The sequence below is a fragment of the Mesomycoplasma ovipneumoniae genome (assembly GCF_024758565.1).
Classification (GTDB): Bacteria; Bacillota_I; Bacilli_A; order Mycoplasmatales; family Metamycoplasmataceae; genus Mesomycoplasma; species Mesomycoplasma ovipneumoniae_B.
In genome coordinates, this window is the sequence record NZ_CP079199.1 from 381,003 (window position 1) to 404,685 (window position 23,683).

Consider the following 23,683-nt stretch of genomic DNA (forward strand, 5'->3'; position numbering starts at 1 on the left):
TTTATTCCTTTTCAATCTTTTCAAGAATGGAATTTATGTCAATTTCACTTATTTCTTGAAGTTTAGTCTTTAAAATCTTACTAGAATTTGCTTGATTTTGATCAATAAAATTTGGTGAATTTTCATTTTTCTTATCAGTTGTTAAAAATAATTTATAATTTTTTTTAGGATTAGGGTCAAAATTGATAAATTTTTGGATTGGAACAATTTTCAAAGTGGTGTCAAAATCAAAAACTTGCAAATTTTCACTATAAATTTCGACACTTTTTGGAGTTAAAGAAAAATCAAGTTTTGAATCAAAGCTTTTGGGAGCAATTGATCTATTACCAAAATGAAGACTTTCTGTCGAAATTTTTTCAAAACGCGAATAATTATCAATAACCGCGATTTCCTCAGAAGAATTAATTAAAACAGATGCAACGATTTTTTCATTTTTTTGAAGTTTTAAAATTTTTACACCTGAGGAAATACGCCCATAAATCGGAACATCTGAAGCGCTTATTTTTAGTGCGCGATTTTGCGATGTGATTAAAACGATGTTTTTTAATTTATCTTCTAAAAAAATGCTAATTAATTCATCGCCTTCCTTGGGTTTAAAACAATTTATCATATTATTTGGTCTAATTTTTGCTATTTCTTTTAGTTGCATTCTTTTTGCATAACCAAATTTAGTTATAAAAAGCAAAAAATGATTAGAATCTAGGTCATCAAGAAAAAAAGAACTAATTAATTCATGATCATTTTTAAGACCAAGAGAAATTTTTAAGTTATTTGGGTTATTTTTTAGCGTTAATTCTTCGAGTTGATGAACTAACAACATGCCAACATCACCTTTATTTGTTAAAAAAAGTGCTTTTTGACGTTGATTTATTTTACCCTGAAAAATAAAAAAATCTTCTGAAGGTAATTGAATTTTTTCAATTTCCTCGACTGCATGATTTTTTATGTTCATTTTTTTAAAAAGGCCGTTCTTAGAAACTCAAAAGTAAAACTGTTCATCTTTAATTAAATCTTGATGGTTGATTTTTACTTGCAATTCTTTGTCAACTATTTTAGTTTTTCGTGGAGAACCATAAATCTTAGCAAAATTTTCTAGCATAGAAATTAAATGAAGATCAAATTCTTCTTTATTTTCAATAAGTTTTTTAAATTCTTCAATGTTTTGGGCTAAAGTTTTAGACTCATTTAAAAATGACTGCTGTTCAATTTTAGATAATCTATACAAACGCATCGAAGCAATTGCTTCAGCTTGAACTTCGGTAAAATTTAAATATTTAACTAAATCAGCTATTACACCCGCTTTTGAATTATCAGATTTACGGATAATTTCAATTACTTCATTAGTTATATCAGCAACTTTTAAAAAACCTTCTATAATTTCAAGTCTTTTTTTGCTTTTAAAAAGTTCATAATTAAATTCACCTAGTTTAACTTTTCTTAAATGCTCAAGAAAATAACCAATCATTTCTTTAATTGATAGTAATTTTGGTGAATTATTACAAATTGCTACCGAATTATAGGAATAATAGATTTGCATATCTGTTTTTTGCAGCAAATAATTAAGAATTAATTCGGCGTTTGCATCTTTTTCAAGTTCAACAAAAATAAGCACACCATTTTGATCAGATTGATCAATTACCTCTTTAATTCCGCTAATTTTTTCTTCAAATCGGATTGTGTCGATTTGTTGAATCAAGCTAGCTTTTGAAATTCCAAAAGGAATAGAAGAAATTTCGATCACTTTTTGCTTGTTTTTTTCAGAAATTTTGTATGATGACGAAATTTGAATTTTCCCTTTTCCTGTTTCAAAAGCATCTAAAATTCCGGCTTTTCCATAAACTATTCCACCTGTGGGAAAATCAGGACCTAAAATAACTTTAGAAATTTGACTGTTTGTAATTAAAGGATTTTTGATCATTAAAATTACAGCTTGGATTACTTCAACTAAATTATGAGGAGGTATTTCTGTTGCAAAACCACTTGCAATTCCGATTGCACCGTTAATTAGCAAGTTAGGAAAAATTGCTGGCAAAATTGTGGGCTCTTTTTCACTGTCATCAAAATTAGGGCAGAAATTTACGACATTTTTTGATAATAATTCAAGCAAATGTTCACTAATTTGGGCTAATCTAACTTCGGTATACCTCATTGCAGCAGGAGGATCGTCATCAATTGAGCCTTTATTTCCGTGCATTTCTACAAGTGGAATGTTAATTTTTCACTCTTGAGACAGCCGAACTAGCGCATCATAAATTGATAAATCTCCATGTGGATGAAATTTACCAATTACATCTCCAACAACTCTGGCTGATTTTTTGTAATTTTTAGTATTTTTTAGACCAAGCTGTCACATTGAATAGAGAATTCTTCTCTGAACAGGTTTTAGTCCATCGCGAACATCGGGGATTGCTCTGTTTTGAATTATATATTTCGAGTAGCGAGTAAATTTTTCGGCCAAAATTTGATCTAATTTTGAGTTAATGATTAAATCTAAATTTTTACTCATAGACTGGCTCCTTTAAATTGTCAATAAAACTGTCTTCAAGTGAAAAGTCAACATTTTCTTGAATTCAATTTTTACGCAAGTCAGCTCTTTCTCCCATTAAAATGCGGAAATTTTCCTCAACTTTTTCAAGGTTTTCGATTAAAACTTTTTCTAAAATTCGTTTTTCAGGATCCATTGTTGTCTGTCAAAGTTGAGAAGCATTCATTTCACCAAGACCTTTATAACGCTGAATTTGAGCATTAGGGTGTTTTTTTACATATTCATGGAATTCTTTTTCATCTCAAATATAAATGTCTTTTTTATTTTTTTCACTAATTCGGTACAAAGGCGGTTGGGCAATATAAACAAAACCATTTTCAATCAAGGGACGCATATGATAAAACAAAAAGGTCAAAATTAAAATTTGAATGTGAGCGCCATCATTATCAGCATCGGTCATAATAATGATTTTGCCATAATTTAAGTTTTTAAGGTTAAAATTCTGACCAATTCCAGTTCCTAAAGCGCTAATAATGGCAATAATTTCTTCATTTTTCAAAACTTCGATCAAACGAGTTTTTTGTGAATTTACAATTTTACCTTTGAGCGGTAAAATTGCTTGAAATTCACGATTTCGCGCAAGTTTTGCTGAACCACCAGCTGATTCACCTTCAACCAAAAAAAGCTCGCGATTCATAGCTTTTTTTGAATTAGCAGGTGTTAATTTTCCTGATAAAATCCGTTTTTCTTTTGCCACTGACTTAGAAATTTTTGTTTCTGTTAGACTTAATTTTAACTTTTCTTTTTGTTGGTAAACATTTAGTAAAAAAGTAATAATTTTTTGAGCAGTTTCTTTATTTTGAATAAAAAAGGACATTACATTTCTAAAAACTACCTCTTCTGTGACCGTTTTTGCCAAGACTGTTGCTAATTTATTTTTAGTTTGGCCGACAAATTCCAAAATTGGCTCAGGAATTCGCAGCGATAAAATTAAGGAAAGTCCAACTTTTACATCATTAAAGTCAAAAATTTGCTTATTTTTCAGCAAATTATTTTGTTGACCATAAGTATTAATTGCTTTTACGATACCAGCTTTTAGGCCATTTTCATGACTTCCTCCCAAATTTGTTTTTACGTTATTAACAAATGAGATAATATTTTCTTGTTGAGAATCAACATACTGAAATGCAAATTCTACTATGATATCTTGACTTTTTTCTTTAAAAGCGATAATTTTGTCATGAATTTTTTGGGTATCTTTGTTTAAAAATTCAACAAAATTTTCAATCCCCTTACTAAATTGAAAAGTTTTTTCAATACCGTTTTTTAGATCAACAAACTCGATTCTTAAATTTTTAACTAAAAAGCAAGTTTCCTGCAACCTTGAAATTATCATATCAGGATCATACTCTTTGTGAGAAAAAAATGAAAAATCAGGCAAAAATACTATTTTTGTGCCACTAATTTTGCTAGGTCCTAATTCTTGGGTTCTATTTTCAATTTTTCCGCCGTTAATAAAAGATGTATAAAACAATTTTTGGTTACGAGAAACAAAAACTTCCATTTTTTTAGATAATGCATTCACGACTGATGAACCAACTCCGTGGAGTCCGCCGGCGGTTTTATAAATTTCATCAGAAAATTTAGCTCCTGAATGAAGTTCTGTAAAAACTAATTCAACACCAGTTTTACCGGTTTTTTTGTGAATTTCAGTTGGAATTCCACGACCATTGTCGCTAATTTCAACCGAATTATCATGATTTATTACTACTTTAATTTCATTTGCAAAACCAGCAATTACTTCATCAACCGCATTGTCAAAAATTTCTCAGATTAATTGGTGAAGTCCGTTAATGTCTGTAGAACCTATATACATTCCAGGTCGTTTTTTTACAGCTTCAAGTCCTTTTAAAAGTTTAAGTTTCTCAACTGAATAAGTCATATAAGCCTTTCTGGGTTTTATACTAAAAATTTTATACAAAAATAAAATAATATTTGAAATTTTAAAGTAAACTAGTAAGAAAGTGGTAAAATTTACTATAAAAAAAAATTTAGTCACTTTTTTTAAAAAAATTAGACTAAAAAAATCAATGAAATGAGGAATATAATGAAAAAAATTGCAATTAATGGCTTTGGAAGAATCGGTAGATTAGCTCTTCGCCAACTTCTAGATCTTAAAGATGAAAATTTAGAGGTTGTTGCAATTAATGATCTGACTGATGCATCTGTTTTAGCTCACCTTTTTAAATACGACTCTGCCCAAGGAAGATTTTCTGGAACTGTTAGCGTTTTAAAAGAAGAAGACAAGAATTATCTTGTAATCAATGACAAAAAAATTCGCGTTTTTTCAGAAAGAGAACCTGAAATGTTGCCTTGAGGACAACTAGAAATTGATTTGGTTCTTGAATGTACAGGGCGTTTTGCATCAAAAGCTGGGGCTACTTTACACCTTGATGCTGGTGCAAAAAAAGTTCTAGTTTCTGCACCTGCTGGAAGCGATGTAAAAACTATCGTTCACAATGTAAATTGCCACACTATTGATGAAAATGATAAAATTTTATCTTCAGCATCATGTACAACAAATGCGCTTGCTCCGCTTGTAAATGCGCTTGATAAAGAATTTGGAATAAGCCATGGATTTATGACAACAGTTCATGCTTATACTGCCGACCAAAGAATTCAAGATGCACCACACAAGGATCTAAGAAGAGCACGTGCTGCTGCTGTTAACTTGGTACCTTCTTCAACTGGTGCTGCAAAAGCAATTGGCCTTGTTGTACCTTCCTTAACTGGAAAATTAGACGGAATTGCTATAAGAGTGCCGGTAATTACAGGTTCTTTTGTTGACTTAAGTGTTGAATTAAAATCATCTCCTTCTATTGAAGAAGTTAATAAAGCAATGAAAAAATACGAAAGCGAGTCTTTTGCTTATTGCGACGAACCTATTGTTTCTAGCGACATTATCGGTGACACACATGGTTCGGTTTTTGATGCAACCTTAACAAAATTTGTTGAAGTTGATGGCAAAAGATTATATAAACTATACACTTGATACGATAATGAATCTTCATTTGTTGCACAATTCGTTAGAGTTATTAGATACTTTATTCAAAAATAGATAATTATTTTACTTCAATCAATTAGAAAAGTGTCCGGTTTTTGGGCACTTTTCTAATTTTTTTACCAAACACAAGAAAAATAACTATTAAAGCAAAAACACTGAATTTTAAATCTAACACTAATGAAAGAAAAATTTACTTATTAACTAAAAAAGCTAAAATTTTAGCTTAAAAAGCAAAATTATGAAATATTTAAACTACTTTTTTAGTTAAAACACTGACAAAAATCATAAAAAAATACAACTACTATTTAAACTCAATGCAAAAAGAAAACTCGTTTTTATTTAAATTGAGCCTAAAAAAATATGTGAAGTTTTGAAAGAGCAATAACTAAAAGCCATAAATTTGTAGATTTCTAAACGGTTAAATTTAAGGCATTCCATCATATTTAAAAATATAATGGATAATTCACGCTGTCAGATTTTTTTATGGCAAAAACATAACTAATTCCCCCTTAATTCTAATCTCAAAATTTATTAATTATTCTTAGTGAGACTTATTATAACATAATTTTTTCTTGGGCCAAGTATTTTTTTTTTTTTTTTTTGCAAAAGGTTGATTTTAAAATAATAAAAATTAAAATTCTAGGTCAAAAAACCCGGATTTAGCGGTATTTTCGCGTATTTACATTCACTAAAAGTGAATTTTTGCCATCAAACAGGGAAACTCAGGGAAATAGATAATTATTTTATTCCAATCAATAAAAAAAGGCAAATTTTCATTTGCCTTTTTTTATTGAGTTTTTTTATAGAGATTAGAGATTTTTATAGACTTTTTTATTGAGAACGACGAGAGACTAAAATAATGATTTTTGTTATTTACAAAAATAAAATATAACTTATAAATAAAAATAAAAGGAAACCTTAAAAATGCATGTAAACACACATAATAAATTTTGGTTTTACACAAAAAGAAAATTTAACTTATAAATAAAAATTTAGAAAGGAGGTTCTAATCATGAACTTACAAAAAAGAAAAAGTAAATTAAAAATAAAATTTAGAAAGGCATTACTAAAAATTCTTTTACAAAAAACCAAAAAATAAATTATACTAAAAATAAAGAAAAGGAGGTTGTAAAAATGCTTTTACAAAAAATAAAATTTATCTTACAAAATAAAAATTTAGAAAGGAGGTTGTAAACATGATTTTACAAAAAATCAAAAACAAATTATAAATAAAAATTAAGAAGGGAGTATCTAAACACGAATGAAAACATAAAAAAATAATTTAATATATAAATGGAGTGACAAAATATAAAAAAAATAACTAAGGAGGCAATAAAAATAAAGTATTTTTTAATGTATCATGGTTTAAAAACAAAACAAACGAAAGGATTTTGGCGGGCCAGACAGGATTTGAACCTGCGCGGGATTTCACTCCCCTAACGCGTTAGCAGTGCGTCCTCTTCAGCCTCTTGAGTACTGGCCCATATTTTTATAATTATAGCACAAAATATTATATAATAAAATAAAAAAAAAAAAAAAAAATAAAAGGCAGAAAAATGAAAATTTTAGGTATTGAAACCTCTCATGATGATGCGTCTGTTGCTCTTTTATGTGATGAAAAAGTCGAAATAATTTTAACAATTAGCCAAATTGAATTTCACCAAAAATTTGGTGGCACAATTCCAGAGCTTGCTGCTCGCGAACATTCGCGAAATTTAGCAATAATTTTAGAAAAATTATTGCAAAAACGCGTTGACTTTTCCTCGATTGATGCTATTGCCTACACAAATAATCCCGGATTATTGGGACCTTTGAAAATAGGATTTTTATTTGCAAGCGCATTAAGTCTTTATTTTAATAAGCCTTTAATTCCAGTTAACCACCTTTTAGGACATTTTTGGTCGGCAAATATTGATGATGAAATTGTTTTTCCAGCACTTTCGCTTTTAATTTCTGGAGGTCATAGTCAATGAATTTTGGCTAAAAATGAGGGTGAACTTGAAATTATTGGCTCAACAGTTGATGATGCTCTGGGCGAAATTTATGATAAAATTGGCAGAAATTTAGGCTTAGTGTTGCCAGGTGGGCCTAAAATTGACCAAATTTGACAACAAAATCAGGAAAATATTGGCGAATTAATTAATTTCAGTTTGCCAAAAAGGCTTGCAAATCCTTTGGATTTTTCTTTTAGCGGACTAAAAACTCAAGTTATAAATTTTACTAACGAGATGAAGAAAAAAAATAAACTTGATTTAAAAAATGTCCAAAAAATTGCTGTTTCCTTTCAAGAAACAATAATAAAATATTTAAAAAGACAGCTTGATTTTGTTTTAAATAACAATGAAAATATAAAAACCCTAACTTTAGTTGGTGGCGTTGCAGCAAATTCTGGAATTAGAGCATTATTTAAAGAATATGAAAAAAATTACAAAATTGTTATTCCAAAAAGGGAATTTTGTACTGATAATGGCGCTATGATAGCAAAAGCTGCACAAATTGAGCTAAAACTTAAATCGCAAAAACAGAAACTATAACCCCGATAGCAACAAATGCTCAAAAAAATAAAGCATAAAAAAAGAAATGACTATCCTGTTTTTTTAGTTTGTAATTCAAAACTAAGTTTTCTTGCATCGTATTTTGGATTTCTTTGTAGCGATCAACTCTTTTTTCACCTACTCAAACAGTCAAAATTCCAATTGCTGATAATAAATAAGGTAAAAATCAAGTATAAATTCTATTAGTAAAGTTAAAAATATCTAAATTTAAAGAGTTTGCTTCGTCAAAGAAACTTTTGAAAATTAATTTTGTTATTAAATCAGCTGAACCAACTCCACCTGGAGAAGGCGAGAGGTTGTTTGAAATTTGTAAAAGCGTAAATCCTGATATAAATTTGAGATAATCGTGAAAATTAATAGTACTTAGTTCTAAACCTTGTTCTTTTAAAGTGACAATTAAAATTACAAAAGAGAAATTTATGAAAAAAACAGGGAATTTGTAAAATAAAAGTATTTTTGTCAACAGTTTTTTATTAGACAAAACTTTCATAAAATGGTTTTTGAAATTATCAATTAGAAATTGAAAACGATATTCTAATCTTTGTCTGTCCTCAATTTTTTTTAAAAAATTGAGATTTAAAAGTGAAACAAATATTTTAATCAACAAATATTGCAATTTTTTTCAAACAGAAATAATTATAATTATTAATAAAACTAAAACATTTAAAAAAATATTAGCAATAAGTCAAGCAAAGAAAATGATTTTTTCCCAAGAATCTAGAATAAAAAGGTCGCGATAGTAAATAAAGCCAACTGGAATTAAAATCAAACTGACAAATAAATTAAAAACCTGATGAATTAGGGCATTATATGTCAAGGTTGCGCTGATATTTTTCAACGGATATTTCTTTTTTTGCAAATATCAATAATAACTTATTTCGCCACCAAATGAAAAAGGTGTAGAAAATTGCATAAAAGTGGCAATAAAACTGGCGACAAAAAGGTGTCTAAATCTCGTTTCTACCTTTTGATGTTTAAAAATTCGCCGTAATTGTAAGGTTGAGGTTAAATTTCAAAATATAAAATGGGCAATTGCGCCAATAAGAACTAATCTGTTTACCCGTGATTTGAAAAAAAACTCATAAAATTTAACAAAAATTTTTGTAGGCGAGCCATCTGAAAAACTAGAGTTGTAGAAATTATAAAATAAAATAATTAAAATTACGACAATAGCTGTTATAAAAATCCCAAATTTAAGGAAATTCTTCGTTCTGTTGCTTTTTAATGATGTTAGATTTTTATTTGCAAGTTTAATTTTGTCAATAAGAAGGTTTTCCAAAAAAACGGCTTGTTTTTCAGTATGATTTTTTGATAAAAAATTTGTGTAGAGTGTTAATTCTTCTTTTGGTTTAAAGTAAATTAATCTGTAAAAATCGTTATTTTGTAAATTAATTTTTAGTTTTATTGAATGCTTTCCTGAATCTGAATTTGAAATGCTGTATCCTTGTGGACGAAATTGAGCATCATTTTCATTTACAAGCAAATTTACAATTTTATCAAAAGTTGATGGAGTTGCTTTCATTCGGTACTTATATTGGAAAACAAAATTCAGCTCCGTTTTCATCTTTTGGATAATTTCAAATATATTTAAATTATTTTGGGTGTAAAATTCAAAAATTTTGACATACCAAAGAATGGAAAATTTAGTGCTAATTCCGTATTTAATTGAATTTTCAGAAACTTTAGGAACAAAATGAACACTTTTTGATGTTATAACAACAACTTCATCACTAGTTTTTTCTCGAATTTTAAGTAATTCAGTTTCTGAATTCTCGTTATATTCACAAAATTTTGTGATTTTAGCATCAAATTTCTGCTCAATAAACTCAGAAATGTAGTTATTAGCCTGATGACTTATCAAAAAGTATTTCCCATTTTTTCAATTTCTTTCAAGAAAATCAAGCACTAATAACTGAAAATCATTATCTTTTATAATATTAAAGTTAAAATTTTTACGAATAGCAGTTATAATTTTGTTTTTTTTGACCCAGAAAATTACATTTGTCTTAAATTTAGCGCTTGTTGTGATCTTTTTTCAAATTATTGAATTATCACTAACTTGTCTTGTAATTTTTTCAATCGGAAAACTCCTTTTTATTGGTAAAAATTTACTTTTTTCACTATCAAAATGATCTTTTAAAAAATTAGTTAAATAAGTTGACTCTGAATCATAGAACTGGTAAAAATTGGCTAATTTGTAGAAATTTAGGTCAAAATAACTGTAAAATTTCGAAATATGGTCTGAATTAATATGAAATTTTGGCGTTAAATAAATTTGTGAACTTCTATAAAAAAATGGCTTTTGCTCGGTTTTGTTTATTTTTTTTTCTTCTTCAGCCGTCAAAAGTGTTAAGTTTTTTTTATAAAAGGTTAAAACTGTTAAATTTAAATTTTTATTTGACAGATTAACTTCAATGTTTATAAAAAAATCAAAATCATTATTTATAAAATAATGACGGGCTAAACTTTGGGAATATCCAAATTTTTCTTCAAAAATTAAGATTTCTTTGTTAGGATCAGAGGCTAAAGCATTGTAAAAAATTGATGCAAAAGCTATTCCAAAATTGTTGGAACTACTATTAATTAAAATTTTCTGATAGTTTTTTTCTTTAACAAGATCAGAAATAGTTGATGCTAAACTAAAAATATAGTTTTCATTTATTGAATTAGGTTTATTACCAACAAAGCCGATAATTTTAGAATTACTTAATTCAAGAGGGGAATCGTAATTAAAAAAAATCAACTTTTGGTCTTCTACGTTAACATCGCGATTAATTGCTAAATATTTCATAAAATTTTATTCAGTTTCTCGTTGAGAAGAAAAAAGATCAAAATTTTCGCTTTGGCCTGGATCTTCAATAATGTCTAATAAATCAAATTCTTTAAATTTAGGTAAATCTTTGGCCGATCTTAATTTGAAATAGTCAAAAAACCTCGAAGTTACACCATAAAGTGTAGGATTTCCAGGGCTCGGAGCAGTTCCTAACTCCTCAATTATTCCTTTTGCTAACAGCGAACCTACAATATAATCAGAATTAATTCCGCCACGAATTTGGGCAATAACACTTCTTGTTACAGGTTGTTTATAGGCAATTATAGCGGCAACTTCGATTGCTGAATTACTAAGACGATATTTTTTTTCATTTCCAACAAAGTCAATAATAAAAGGTTTTAAATCTTTTGCGGTAACAAATTTGAAAATATCGGCAAATTCAACAACAATTATACCTCTTTTTTGGCGGTTAAATTCGACTGAAAAATCTTTTAAAAGTTTGCGAGCTTCATTAATTTTTGATAATTTAAGTGCACTCTGAAGTTGTTGAGAAGAAACTCCTTTTTCACCTTGAAGATACAAAATTGCCTCAATAATTCTAGTTTTCATCATAACCCCCACGGAAAATTGATATTTTTGAGAATTGTTGCTCCTGTTTTAAATGTAGAAGTTGTTTTTTTGCCATTTCGAGCATTGAAATCATCGTGATAACAAAATGTTTCATTGTCGGAAGTGAAAATAAGTATTCAAAATCAATTTCATTTTCATTTTTTAACAGATTTTTTAATCATAAACTTTGCTCGTCAGCTGTCACTTGGACTTGTTGGGTTTTAATTTTAATGAGATTTTTTGCTTTTGTTCTATCAAACATTAATTTTAACACTTTATATAAATTATGTACTGATGAATGTCCATCAAGTTGACTTGGGTCGGGGGGTCTGCGAAAATCATTGTAATCTGAGGTATTTTTTTCAAAATAATCATTTCGGTGCTCTTGCTGTTCTTTTAACATATTTGCAATATTTTTAATTTGCTGATAGTCATATAATAGAGCTAAAAATTCAAGACGATCTTTTTCATCTTCAGGTTTTAATTTTTCTTCTTTACTTGGCAAAAGCAAAATTTTTGATTTTAAATGAACTAAAGTAGAAGCAATAACTAAATACTCGCTGGCAATTTGGATATTTTTTTCTTTTAAAATTTGAATTATTTTTACATATTGTGTTGCTAAATCAACAAGATCAATATCTAAAATATTAATGTTTTTTGATCTTACTAAATCTAAAAGTAATTCTAAAGGTCCTGAAAAATTAGCTAATTTTATATCGTAATCCATTATTTTTCACCTTTGTAAAAATCAATAATAGTTTTTTTTGTGGCTAAACTCAAAGATTTACTTGTCTGCGAAATAACAGCGCCTGGTTTTATAGGTTTATGAAAGAAAATTTCGATATTTTTAAATTTTTTAGACTGATTTTTATCTGTATTTTTTTTAACTACTTTAATTGAAACAGGGACAATTGCAAGTCCTGATTCTTTTATAGTTTCAAAAATTTCAATTGGAAAATTTAGCTCTGTGTCATGGAAGTTCTCTTTTGCAAAAATAACTCCATAAGCACGTTTTTCACGGATTGATTTTAAAAAATTTTGAAACTTTTTTAAGTTTTCTTGTTCATTTTCAGCTAAAAACTGTGAGTCAAGTGAGCCAAAAATTCATTTATTTTTACGGGAATAACGCTTTTTTTCAAGAAAAAAACTTACAATTGGATTAAAATCTTCTTCAGCTTTTGATGGGTTTTCAAGTGCTGAAAATAATGCAAAGTGGTCAGAAAAGTGATTTTGATTAGAAATTAAGATCGATGCATTTTTTGGTAAATTTTCATAACCAAAAACTTTAATTTTTGTGCCAAATAATTTTAAAATAAACTTTGAGTAACTTAAAACCAAATCGCTTCTATATTGAGGAGAAAGTTCGACTTTTTTTTTATAATATTTTTTTCAAACAGACCGTATTTTACGTATTTTAAATAGTCAGATTATTGAAAAAATAGCAATTCGCAATTTTATTATCATTTCATTTTTGTTTTTTCTTTTTAAATTTAGTTAATTAAAATTTATAGAAATTTAATTATAATTATATAATTATACCAAAAAACCTAAAATTTTAATTAAAAACACTTAAAATCTATTTTAATGGAAATTAAAAAATAAAATGTTTTATTTTGATTGAAGAAAAAGTGATTTAGATGCAAATTCATATTTTTTTATAGTTTATATTGGACTAATTTTAGGTCTTCTAAGCATTGTTGTGTTGTACTTTTTCCGTAAAAATTTGGAAACATGGTACATTCACAAGAACCAAATCCAATTTAAGGTTAGTTTATTTTATAGAATAAAAAATTGATTTATTTTTATTGGTATTTTGATTTGATTTTTTTCATATATTAGTCGAACAATTTTGCTAGAAATTAATGATTATATCTATAAATGAGAATATCTGCCGCTACATTTGTGTCGACTTATTGTTTTAATTTGTGCCTCTTTAATGATTTTTAATAGGACAAATTGGGCAAAATACATAGTAATTCCCGGTTTTTTAGGCTCAATTTTAGCTTTATCTTTTCCACAGATTGGCTTTGATGTAGGAATTGTTATGGACGACATTGAATTTCAAGGCATAAAATTTGAACAAAATATTAGTGAATCTGAGTTAATCAACTTGGCAAAAACTAAAAATTTGGGTATAAATTGAGCGCCTGATAATTATTTTTTTTGAGAGTTTATTTTTAGCCACCTTTTAAGTTTGGTTTTACCATTTTTTTTAACATTTATTAATGGTAAAAACTCAAAATTGGATATAAAAAGTTTCTGAAAATCAATATTATTTACTTTTTTAATGGCATCTTTTACTTTTTTTCTAAGTTGAGGAATTGAAAAAATAATTGAAAACCAAGGTGACAATCGACTCAAAATAGCCTGGAACGGAAATTGATTTTATATGGGAAAAGATGGGCAACCAACCATTGGCGAACTAGGAAAATGGCCGTGAAATTTCCCAGTTTTAACAATTATTTTCCTTTTTGCATTTTTTATTGTGTTTTTGACAAAAATGTTCCTTGAAAAATTAAATTTTTATCTTTTAATTGCTAATCCAAAAATTGAAACTAAGCGCGAACCAAAAAGTTGAAAACAGGTTTTAAGTCAAAATAACCTTAGCCAAAAGTGAATTAAAATATTAACAAAAAGTAAAATCTTAACTTAAAAAGCAAAATATGAAATGTTTAAACTGCTTTTTTAGTTAAAACACTGGCAAAAATCAATTTATGGATAAAACAATAAAATAATAAAAAAACAACTACTATTTAAACTCAATGCAAATAGAAAACTCGTTTTTATTTGCGTCGAGCCTAAAAAAACATATGAAGTTTTGAAAGAACAATAACTAAAAGCCCTAAATTTGAAGATTTCTAAACAGTTAAATTTAAGGCATACCATCATATTTAAAAATATAATGGAAAATTCGCACTATCTGAGTTTATTGTGGCAAAAACATAACTAATTCCCCCTTAATTCTAAATCCAAATTTATTAATTATTCTTAGTGTGCTTTATTATAACATAAATTTTTTTTAGACCAAACATTTTTTTTTTTTTTTTTTGCAAAGGGTTAATTTTAAAAAACAAAAATTAATGTTTTAACGTCAAAAAAACCCGAATTCACGGGCATTTTTTCACATTTATATTCCTAAAAAGTGAATTTTTGCCATCAATCCGGGGAACTCATCAAAAGGGAGGGTTAAATTATTGCCAAAAAACTAAAAAAACCTATGAATTTATAGGTTTTTTTGTTTTAGTTTCAGCAAAATTTAATTTTTCTTGAATCTGGGCTAATTATCTCAAAATTAATTAAAATTGAATTTTGAGAGAATTCCTCAAGTTTGTTTGCTCATTCAATTACAACAAAATTTTGCTCAAAATAGTCCTGAAATTCGTCCAGTTTTGATGAAAAATTATCAAGATCAATATGAACTAAATTCTCGTAGGCGAACATAAAATTAAATGACGGGGAAATAATTTTGTCTTTTATTCCGATTTTTCGTGCAAATTTTTTTGTAAAATCAGTTTTTCCTGAGCCATACGGGCCAACTAAATAAATAAATTGAATTTTTTTACTAATAATTAAATTAAAAATAATCTCCAAATCAGAGCAAGTTTTGGAGATTATTTGTTGACAAAAACGGTAATTTTTAGCTATATGTTCCAAGTTCATAAACTTTTAGCGTGAAGTTTTCATGAAAAAACTGAATGGATCACGAATGTCAAATTTGGACTTAGGTTCATAATTTGAATTAGTACCAGCAGGAATTTTGTGGCCGACAATTATGTTTTCTTTAAGTCCTTCTAATTTGTCAGCTTGTGATGAGATAACTGAATGAACAAGAATTTTGGATGTTTCTTGATAACTGGCTGCGGCTAAAAATGAGTTTGAAAGTAACGGAATTTGTTTAGCACCTTTGACAATTATGTTTCCAAAAGCGGGATTTTTTCCTTCAGAAATTAATTGACCATTAACATCTTGATAGTCGCAAATATCAACAATTGATCCAATAAAGAAATTTGAGTCTCCGCTGTCAGTGATTTGAATTTTTGACAACATTTGGCGAATAATAATTTCAATATATTTATCAGAAATAGTTATTCCTTGCATACGGTAAATTCTTTGAATTTCTTTTAGTAGGTAGTTCTGCAGTGTTCTAGCATCAGAAATTGCCAATAATTCTTTTAGAATAATTGGTCCTTCAACTAGTTTTTGACCTGGAATAACTTTGTCGCCAACTTGAACTCGAAGTTTCTGATTTTGCTCAACACGGACCATATGTTCGGCTTTTTCACCCTGAGCATTTTTATAGTCAATTGTAATTAAAAGCCCTTTGCTTGTGGCATTTTTTTCAGACAGATCAGAAATTTTGGTGATTGTTCCATAATAAGGTGAAATTTTTGCTGGCCGTCCTCAAGGGTGTTCGTGGGAGTCAATTAGCTCAATTAGACGGGTAAATCCACCTGTAATATCTTCAACGTTAGCAACCCCACCGGTGTGGAAAGTTCTCATCGTTAATTGAGTTCCCGGTTCACCGATTGACTGGGCAGCGATAATTCCGACAGCCTCACCAATTGAAACTAAACGGTTTGTTGCCAAATCTTTTCCGTAACATTTTTTGCAGACACTGTTTTTGATATGACAGGACAAAATTGAACGAATTTCAACTTTTTTAACACCAGCATTTGCGATTTGTTTTGCAATTTGGAGATTAACAAGTTGTCCGCCGCTAGCAATTTTATTTCCTTTTGAATCATAGACATCTTTATTTAAAAAGCGACCTTCGATTCTTTCAATTAAAGGAACTATTATTGTATTAGTTTTAGTGTCAATTATATCTTTGACAACAAAACCAAAATCTGAAAAACAGTCATCAGCTGCAACAACAATGTTTTGGGCAACATCGACCAGTCTTCGCGTTAGATAACCTGATTTTGCAGTGTTAAGCGCTGTATCGGTTAGACCTTTTCTAGCTCCGTGAGTTGAAGAGTAAAATTCAAATGAAGTTAGACCTTCGACAAACGATGACTTAACTGGAACTTCAACAATTGAACGAACAACACGTTCATTTTCAGCATCGACCTTTAAGGCTTTAACGTTGTTAGCCATCAAACCACGCATTCCCGCGAGTTGAACGAAGTTAGAAATATTTCCTCTAGCTCCAGATTTCATCATCATTACCAGCGAGTTGTGCGCTTCATTTACGATTGATTCATTAAGGTCGTCTTGAATTTCGTTCTTAATTTGGGTTCATTTTGCAATCGCTAGAACATATCTTTCATCATCAGTGATTAGACCTTGATTGAAAAAATTATTAAGTTGACTAATATATTTTTCACCTTCAGCGATAAATTCATGCTTTTTAGGTGCGACTTTAATGTCACTAATTGCAATTGAGGTTCCTGAAATTGTTGAGTAGTGAAATCCAAGGTCTTTAATTTTATCAAGAATTGAAGAAACCATGTTGTTGTACTTAAATCAAATTTTTTCTAGAAGGTCAACTTTTTCGTGATCTTCAAAAACACGGTAAATCTCGGCTCTTCCGGCTTGCTGTTGACGTTTAAATAACTGACTAAACTCAAAAATTGTGAATTCTGAAAGTTTTGCAAGGTGAGAAATTGGTAATTTTTCCCCTTTATAATCACGAAGTTTTTCGTAAATTAAAATACAGTCATGGTAATTTTCAAAGTCTAACTGGTCAATAACATTGGCAATATCTTCTTTTGCAAGAACACCGTCATATGTGTCAAAAATTTGTCTTACAATTTTTGCAATTGCTTTTTTGTTTAAAGGTTCATTAATTTCTAAATTTTGAATGTACTGACGGAAATTTGTACCATAAGGCAAGACATATTTTTTAATTTGCCTAGGATAATTTAGTTCTAATTCATCAACATTGTGGTCAAAAATAAATGGGAAATTTTCGGGGAAAATATTATTTAAAATAAATTTACCAACAGTTGAAATTATGTGTCCACGTGAATTTTTTCCAACCAAAGGTTTGACTGACTCAAAAGGTAAAACAACTCTTGCATGAAGTTCTACAGATCGAAATTCATAGGCTTTTAGCATTTCATCATAAGATGAAAAGAATGATCCCTCACCTTTTGCGCCAGCTTTTTCTTGGGATAAATAATAAAGTCCAAGCACCATGTCTTGAGAAGGATTAACGATTGGCTCACCATCTTTTGGCCCTAAAATGTTTTTATCAGCAAACATTAATTCTCTAGTTTCACGAACAGCTTCAGGTGAAATTGGAATGTGTACAGCCATTTGGTCACCGTCAAAGTCAGCATTAAATCCGGCAGTAACTAGTGGATGAAGTTGGATTGCTTTTGCTCGAACTAAAACTGGTTCAAAAGCTTGAATTGAAAGTCGGTGCAAGGTTGGGGCACGGTTAAGAATTATCGGTCTAGTTTTAATAACCTTTGCAACATGAGGTCAGATAATTGGATTTTCTTCTTCAATCATTTTACGGGCTGACTTAATTGAGCCAACTTTTTTTTCTTGAATTAAATTACGGATAATTCAAGGTTCAAAAAGAACAGCGGCCATTTTCCGTGGTAGACCAGCTTGGTGCATTTTTAGTTTTGGACCAACAACAATAACAGAACGACCTGAATAGTCAACACGTTTTCCAAGTAAGTTTTGACGAAATCTTCCTTTTTTTCCGGTAAGTGAATCAGAAATTGACTTGAGCGGACGGTTTTCTTTTGTTGTTACTTGGTTAGTTGTTTTTTTCTGATTGTCAATTAAGGCATCAATTGCTTCTTGAAGCATTCTCATCTCATTTTGAATGATAATTACGGGTGCTTCGGCTTCTTTTCATCTTTTTAAACGGTTATTTCGAATTATGATTCGACGATAAAGTTCATTGCAATCACTTGTTGAATGACGAGAACCATCAAGTTGAACCAGTGGTCTTAAATCGGCCGGAATTACCGGAAGATTTTTAATAATCATTGATTTAGGATCTTGACCTGAATTAATAAAAGCGTTAATTACTTGCAATCTTTTATAGAGTTTGTCGCGCTTTTGGTTTTTTATAACAACTTTTTTGTTTTGGTGAGATTGTTTTTGTAAAACTGCAAGTTCAGCTTCAACTTGTTTTTTTTCAGCTTGTAAGTCTAATTTGTCAAGCAAATACTCAATTGCTTCAGTTCCAGTTGCAATTCGAGCATCTGAAAATTCTTGAATTACTTCATTAAGCTCATAATAATCTATCCCGTATTCACGGCCTATTTTGCTTGAGGCAAGATCAGTTAATTCAGAAAGAGCCTCAGCAACTGCTTCATATTCTTCAGTGCCAGGTCTATAGGTTTCAAGAATTTCTACAAGTGCATTTTTGTAAATTAAACCAGCTTCGGAAATGTCAATTATTTTATTTTTTTGCAGTGATTTTAGACCACCAGTTTCAAGAACGATGTGTGATTTATAATAAATAAGTTGTTCTAAGGCTGTTTTTGAAATATTGGAAGTTAATTTATCACCTTCATAAACTTTTAGTCCTAAAAGTTTGGCAACAATTGAGTGATCGATTTTGAAAAATCAAAAGTGCAAAATCGGCGTATTAAGCGCAATATGACCCATTGCATAACGACGGGATAATTTTGACATTATTTGTGATTTTGAAATTTGGCACTCTTTTGTGGCAATACACAGTTGATTTTCGTTTGCTTTACGATATTTTCGTCCACAAATGGAACATTTAAAATCAACAAGTGGACCAAAAATTAACTCATCAAAAAGTCCGCCTCTTTCAGGTTTGAAAGTTTTGTAATTAATTGTCTCAGGACGGGTTACTTCACCGCGAGATCAGTCAAGGACATCTTGAGGGGTTGCAAGTGCAAGGGAAATTTTTTCGATTGAATTTTCGTAAATTTTTGCATACTGGCGAGAAACCTTTGTGTTCATTTTTTAAATTCTCCTTTAAAAATAGGCATAATTTGCTTTTAGTTAAAAAAGTGAATTATTCCCTCAATTAGTCAAAATCGATGTTTTCTTCATCAAAGTCATACTGATCGTCGCTATAGTCAATTTGACGACGTCCTTCACCGGGAAATTCATCATTATATTCGTCAATAATTTCAGATGGAATTTCGGCAAATTCAAGATTATTTGTTGTCTCAACTTCTGGCTCATCAAATAGATGTTTTTTGTGAACTTCCAATTTAATTAAAAGTCCACGAAGTTCGTAAGCCAAAACATTGAATGACTCAGGTGTTCCTGGCCGCGGAATTTGACCACCGGAAATTATATTATTATAAAGTAAATTTCGACCTTGAATATTATCAGATTTATAGGTTAAAAGTTCTGATAAAACAGAGGCAGCTCCAAATGACTCAAGCGCTCAAGTTTCCATTTCACCGAATCTTTGTCCACCATTTTGTGATTTTCCACCTAAGGGCTGTTGGGTTGTTAAAGAATAAGGCCCAATTGATCTTGCGTGCATTTTATCGTCAACCATGTGTTGCAATTTAAGCATGTACATGTAGCCAACTGAAACTGGATTTTCAAAAGGTTGACCTGTAATTCCGTCAATTAATTTAAATTTTCCTGACTGAGGAATGTTGGCTTCTTTAAATAAATCTTGAATGGTGTCAATTTTGATACCATCAAAAACTGGGGTAACAAATTTTGTATCAAGTTTTTTTGCCGCCATACCAAGATGAAGTTCTAAAACTTGACCGATATTCATACGTGATGGCACACCTTGGGGATTTAAAACAATGTCAATAGGTGTTCCGTCTTCTAAAAATGGCATGTCTTCAACCGGAAGAACAACAGAAACAACACCTTTATTTCCGTGGCGTCCAGCCATTTTGTCGCCCACTTTTATTTTTCTTTTTTGGGCGATCAAAATTTTGACAAGCATTCCTACACCTTCTTCAAGATTATCACCTTGATCTCGTGAAAGAATTTGGACATCAATTACAGTTCCACCTTCACCGTTTTTTACCCGGAGTGAAGTATCTTTTTGTGCCAGTGCTTTTTTACCTCAAATTGCAGCCATTAATTTTTCTTCGGCGGTTGGGTTGTCTTCTCCTTTTGGCGAAGTTCTTCCGACTAAAATATCACCAGTATCAACCTCTGAACCAACAATTACAATCCCGTTTGCATCAAGATGAGCACGTGATCTGGCCGAAGCATTTGGCACTTCAGCGGTTAGAATGTCATTTCCTGCCTTAGATGAACGGAATTTTATTGTCTGTTCTTGAATGTGAATTGAAGTAAAAACGTCGTCTTTTACGAGCTTTTCACTAATAATGATCGCATCTTCGTAGTTGTAACCATATCAAGTACTAAAAGCAACAAGCACATTTTTACCAAGTGCCAATTCACCATTTTCGGTTGATGGACCATCACAGATGAGTTGGCCTTTTTTAACAAAGTCGCCGACTTTTACAGTTGGTTTTTGTAAAATTAATGTTTCTTGGTTTGATTTTTCAAAAGCCCGTAAAAAATAGGTTTTTGTCGAATTTTCGGAGTTAACAACGATTTTTTTTGCATCAACAAAAATAACTTTTCCATCTTCAAGGGCACGAATATTTGTGGCTGAAAAACGGGCAATATCTGCTTCAATCCCTGTTGCAACTAGTGGTGCCTCTGGTTTAATTAATGGAACGGCTTGACGTTGCATGTTTGAACCCATAAGTGCACGGTTAGCATCGTTATTTTCCAAGAAAGGAATTGCTGAAGCCGAAATTGATGTCATTTGCATTGAAGAAACGTCGATATAATCGACTTGATTTGCATCAAGAACAAGATATGTTTGATTTTTACGAACTGTTAATTTATCAGCAATAATGTTGTTATTTTCGTCAATTTCGATTGAAGACTGAGCGAAACTAAGACCAAATTCTTCGGCCGCAGTTAGTCAGTGAACTTTGCTAAAATCAACAACACGGTTTGTGACTTTATAATAAGGAGTCATTATAAAACCATATTTATTTGTGCGTGAAAAAACTGAAAAGTTAAGAATTAGACCGATATTTTGTCCTTCAGGAGTCTCAACAGGACAAATACGACCATAATGAGTTGCATGAACATCCCGAACCTCAAATTGGGCAGTATCACGATTTAAACCACCTGGACCAAGTGAAGTTACCCGTCTTTTATTGGCAGTTTCTCCTAAAGGATTAATTTGATCCATAAATTGTGATAATTTTGAGGAATTAAAGAAATTTTTAAACTGATTATAAATCGGTTTGTTGTTGATAATTGATTTTACGGTTAGCTGTGACAAATCAGATTTTGAAGAAATTCTCTCCTTACTGTTTTTTTCAATTTTAGTAAGGGCAATTAAAAACTGATTTTGTAAAAGTTCACCGACACTAACGATTCTTTTATTAATTAATGAATCAGGATCGTCATTTTTCCCTAAATTGTGTAGTAAATTAAAGTAATATGAAACAATCGCGATTATATCTGATAAAACTAAGGTGGTTTCGGTCAAACTTGGATCTGTTGCAATTACGCTTACAGGTTCAGTTTCTTGAATCATCGCTTTTTTGTTTGGTCAAACTTTTACAATTGCAACATAAATTCTTTCGCCAAGACGTTCATTACGGCTAATTTGTAATTGACGAGCATAAATACTTGAATCTACACCTTCAATTGTGGAAAGTTCAAACTCAGAATTATTAAATTTTTCCTGAATTTCAATAGCAATTGAGCGACTAATGTAAAGTCCTTTTTGGTATAAAATTTCGCCTTCTTTATTTACTAAATCTTCTGCAAGATAAGTCTGAGAGATTCGATCAATTAAATTCAACTTTGAATTTAACATGTAACGACCTGTCGCTGAAAGATTATAACGTCTTTCATTGAAAATAATTGACGGAATTAGGTTTTTTAGACCATCTTCAGTAACACGGTCATCTTTGCGAATAATACGATAAATTGACTCAAGATTTTCATCAATTGAGTCGATTTTGTGACGGCGAATTGATTCTTGTAATTCTGGTGAATTTCCAAAATACTTACGAATTGTTTCGTTTGTAAAACCAAGACTTTTTAAAAACGCCATTAAAGGGATGTTTTTATGTTTATCAACACGAAACTTAACTGTGTCAACTTGGTTTCCAGTAACTTTGTGGAAAATTTCCATTCATGAACCAAGTTGCGGAATAATTTCGACCTTGTTAAAAAGGTCATCAGCTTGTCGATTTCGAACATTTTCACGAAAACAAACACCTGGAGAACGAATTAATTGTGAAACAATAACTTTTTCAAAGCCATTTATAATAAAAGTTCCGCCTTGAGTCATAAATGGAAATTCAGAAAGTAAAATTTCTTGCTCTTCCATTTCACCATCTTCAACTTGAATTTTCACTAAAGTAACATAAACTCTAGCAGCATAAGTTTTACCTTTAATTTTAGCTTCACGGATTGCTAAATATTCATTTTCAGGTTTTTCAACTCTAATTGAATCAGGACGAAATTTAATTTCCAATTTACCGTTTGACGAAACAATTGGAAAAATTTTATCAAATGCTTGTGCAATTCCAGTGCTTAAAAACCAGTCAAAAGATTCACGCAAGGAATCTAAGAAATCTGGCGTTTCTAGTGTATTATTTGTCTTTCCGTAAAAACGGCGCTGGGTTCCTATGCCATAAGATTTTAATTTAAATAATTGGTTCATGACTCACCCCTTTTTCCCCTTTTTTGTTTAGGTTATATATTATATTTAAAAAGCAAAAAAATCAAAGCGTTTTTATACAAAATTTCAAAAAAATTAATAAAATATTAAAAAAATATTTTATTTTAGTAAAGTAAAAATAACAAAAAAGGCGTTTAGAACACCATTTTTGCTTTTTAAAATTAATTTTTTGAAATATTAATCAATAGAAACTTCAGCTCCGGCTTCTACTAATTTAGCTTTGTATTCCTCAGCTTCTTCAGGTTTTATTGCTTCTTTTATGACAGAAGGTGCTGCATCAACAAGTTTTTTAGCATCCATCAAACTTAATCCAAGCATATCTTTAATAACTTTTATAACAGCAACTTTTTGTTGTCCGGCTGCTTTTAGTGTTAATTTAACTTCAGATTTTACTTCAGCGGCAGCTTCTGGAGCAGCTGCAACAGCAACAGCAGAAGGATCTACCCCAAATTCTTCTTTAAGAGCATCAACAAATTCCATTACTTCTTTAATTGTCATTTCTTTCAATGACTCGATGAATTGTTCTTTAGTAATTTTAGCCATTTTT

Annotated in this window: 13 protein-coding genes and 1 tRNA gene; 3 read left to right on the top strand and 11 right to left on the bottom strand. The window is 30.0% G+C overall.

Translation table 4 applies throughout. From position 1 onward, the window contains the following. Nucleotide 1: 1 nt before the first annotated feature. Nucleotides 2-2,506 carry a DNA topoisomerase (ATP-hydrolyzing) gene (locus KW512_RS01415; protein WP_258841718.1) on the bottom strand — a complete coding sequence of 835 codons (2,505 nt, stop codon included), beginning with the start codon at nucleotides 2,504-2,506 and terminating at the stop codon, nucleotides 2-4. After that, on the bottom strand, nucleotides 2,499-4,427 hold the full coding sequence (locus KW512_RS01420; protein ID WP_258841719.1) for a DNA gyrase/topoisomerase IV subunit B: 1,929 nt from the start codon (nucleotides 4,425-4,427) through the stop codon (nucleotides 2,499-2,501). Before KW512_RS01420 ends, KW512_RS01415 begins: the two co-directional genes overlap by 8 nt. Before the next feature lie 165 nt (nucleotides 4,428-4,592). Here KW512_RS01420 and gap point away from each other — a divergent pair, with 165 nt between their 5' ends. Next, nucleotides 4,593-5,603, top strand: coding sequence for a type I glyceraldehyde-3-phosphate dehydrogenase (gap, locus tag KW512_RS01425; RefSeq protein WP_258841720.1), 1,011 nt, complete (start codon nucleotides 4,593-4,595; stop codon nucleotides 5,601-5,603). A 1,338-nt stretch (nucleotides 5,604-6,941) separates the two neighbouring features. On the opposite strand, the gene KW512_RS01430 is transcribed toward gap, so the two are convergent. Then, nucleotides 6,942-7,032 (bottom strand) — tRNA-Ser (locus tag KW512_RS01430). Nucleotides 7,033-7,105: 73 nt separating this feature from the next. Between KW512_RS01430 and tsaD the strand changes: the two genes are divergently transcribed. Beyond that, a complete protein-coding gene (tsaD, locus tag KW512_RS01435) occupies nucleotides 7,106-8,083 on the top strand; it encodes a tRNA (adenosine(37)-N6)-threonylcarbamoyltransferase complex transferase subunit TsaD (protein ID WP_258841721.1) in 978 nt (325 codons plus the stop codon). On the opposite strand, the gene KW512_RS01440 is transcribed toward tsaD, so the two are convergent. Genes KW512_RS01440 through KW512_RS01455 form a run of 4 tightly spaced genes read right to left on the bottom strand, consistent with a single transcriptional unit; the run spans nucleotide 8,058 to nucleotide 12,950 of the window. Then, nucleotides 8,058-10,895, bottom strand: a complete 2,838-nt coding sequence (locus KW512_RS01440; protein ID WP_258841722.1) for a lysylphosphatidylglycerol synthase transmembrane domain-containing protein — start codon at nucleotides 10,893-10,895, stop codon at nucleotides 8,058-8,060. The two genes, tsaD and KW512_RS01440, sit on opposite strands and share 26 nt — an antisense overlap. Nucleotides 10,896-10,901: 6 nt before the next feature. Further along, on the bottom strand, nucleotides 10,902-11,486 hold the full coding sequence (gene scpB / locus KW512_RS01445; protein WP_258841723.1) for an SMC-Scp complex subunit ScpB: 585 nt from the start codon (nucleotides 11,484-11,486) through the stop codon (nucleotides 10,902-10,904). After that, a complete protein-coding gene (locus tag KW512_RS01450) occupies nucleotides 11,476-12,213 on the bottom strand; it encodes a segregation/condensation protein A (protein WP_258841724.1) in 738 nt (245 codons plus the stop codon). Before KW512_RS01450 ends, scpB begins: the two co-directional genes overlap by 11 nt. Then, a complete protein-coding gene (locus KW512_RS01455; protein WP_258841725.1) occupies nucleotides 12,213-12,950 on the bottom strand; it encodes a lysophospholipid acyltransferase family protein in 738 nt (245 codons plus the stop codon). Before KW512_RS01455 ends, KW512_RS01450 begins: the two co-directional genes overlap by 1 nt. 139 nt (nucleotides 12,951-13,089) lie before the next feature. On the opposite strand from KW512_RS01455, the gene KW512_RS01460 reads away from it, so the two are divergent. Then, on the top strand, nucleotides 13,090-14,139 hold the full coding sequence (locus KW512_RS01460) for a YwaF family protein (RefSeq protein WP_258841726.1): 1,050 nt from the start codon (nucleotides 13,090-13,092) through the stop codon (nucleotides 14,137-14,139). A 587-nt stretch (nucleotides 14,140-14,726) separates the two neighbouring features. Here the strand turns inward: KW512_RS01460 and tsaE are convergent. The 4 genes from tsaE to rplL all read right to left on the bottom strand — a co-directional run bounded on the left by tsaE (nucleotide 14,727) and on the right by rplL (nucleotide 23,679). After that, complete coding sequence (tsaE, locus tag KW512_RS01465; protein ID WP_258841727.1) at nucleotides 14,727-15,146, bottom strand: tRNA (adenosine(37)-N6)-threonylcarbamoyltransferase complex ATPase subunit type 1 TsaE; 420 nt, start codon at nucleotides 15,144-15,146, stop codon at nucleotides 14,727-14,729. Nucleotides 15,147-15,152: 6 nt separating this feature from the next. Continuing rightward, on the bottom strand, nucleotides 15,153-19,388 hold the full coding sequence (locus tag KW512_RS01470) for a DNA-directed RNA polymerase subunit beta' (RefSeq protein ID WP_258841728.1): 4,236 nt from the start codon (nucleotides 19,386-19,388) through the stop codon (nucleotides 15,153-15,155). 67 nt (nucleotides 19,389-19,455) lie between these two features. Beyond that, a complete protein-coding gene (locus KW512_RS01475; protein WP_258841729.1) occupies nucleotides 19,456-23,118 on the bottom strand; it encodes a DNA-directed RNA polymerase subunit beta in 3,663 nt (1,220 codons plus the stop codon). A 195-nt stretch (nucleotides 23,119-23,313) separates the two neighbouring features. Beyond that, nucleotides 23,314-23,679, bottom strand: coding sequence for a 50S ribosomal protein L7/L12 (gene rplL / locus KW512_RS01480; RefSeq protein ID WP_010320971.1), 366 nt, complete (start codon nucleotides 23,677-23,679; stop codon nucleotides 23,314-23,316). Nucleotides 23,680-23,683: the final 4 nt, after the last annotated feature.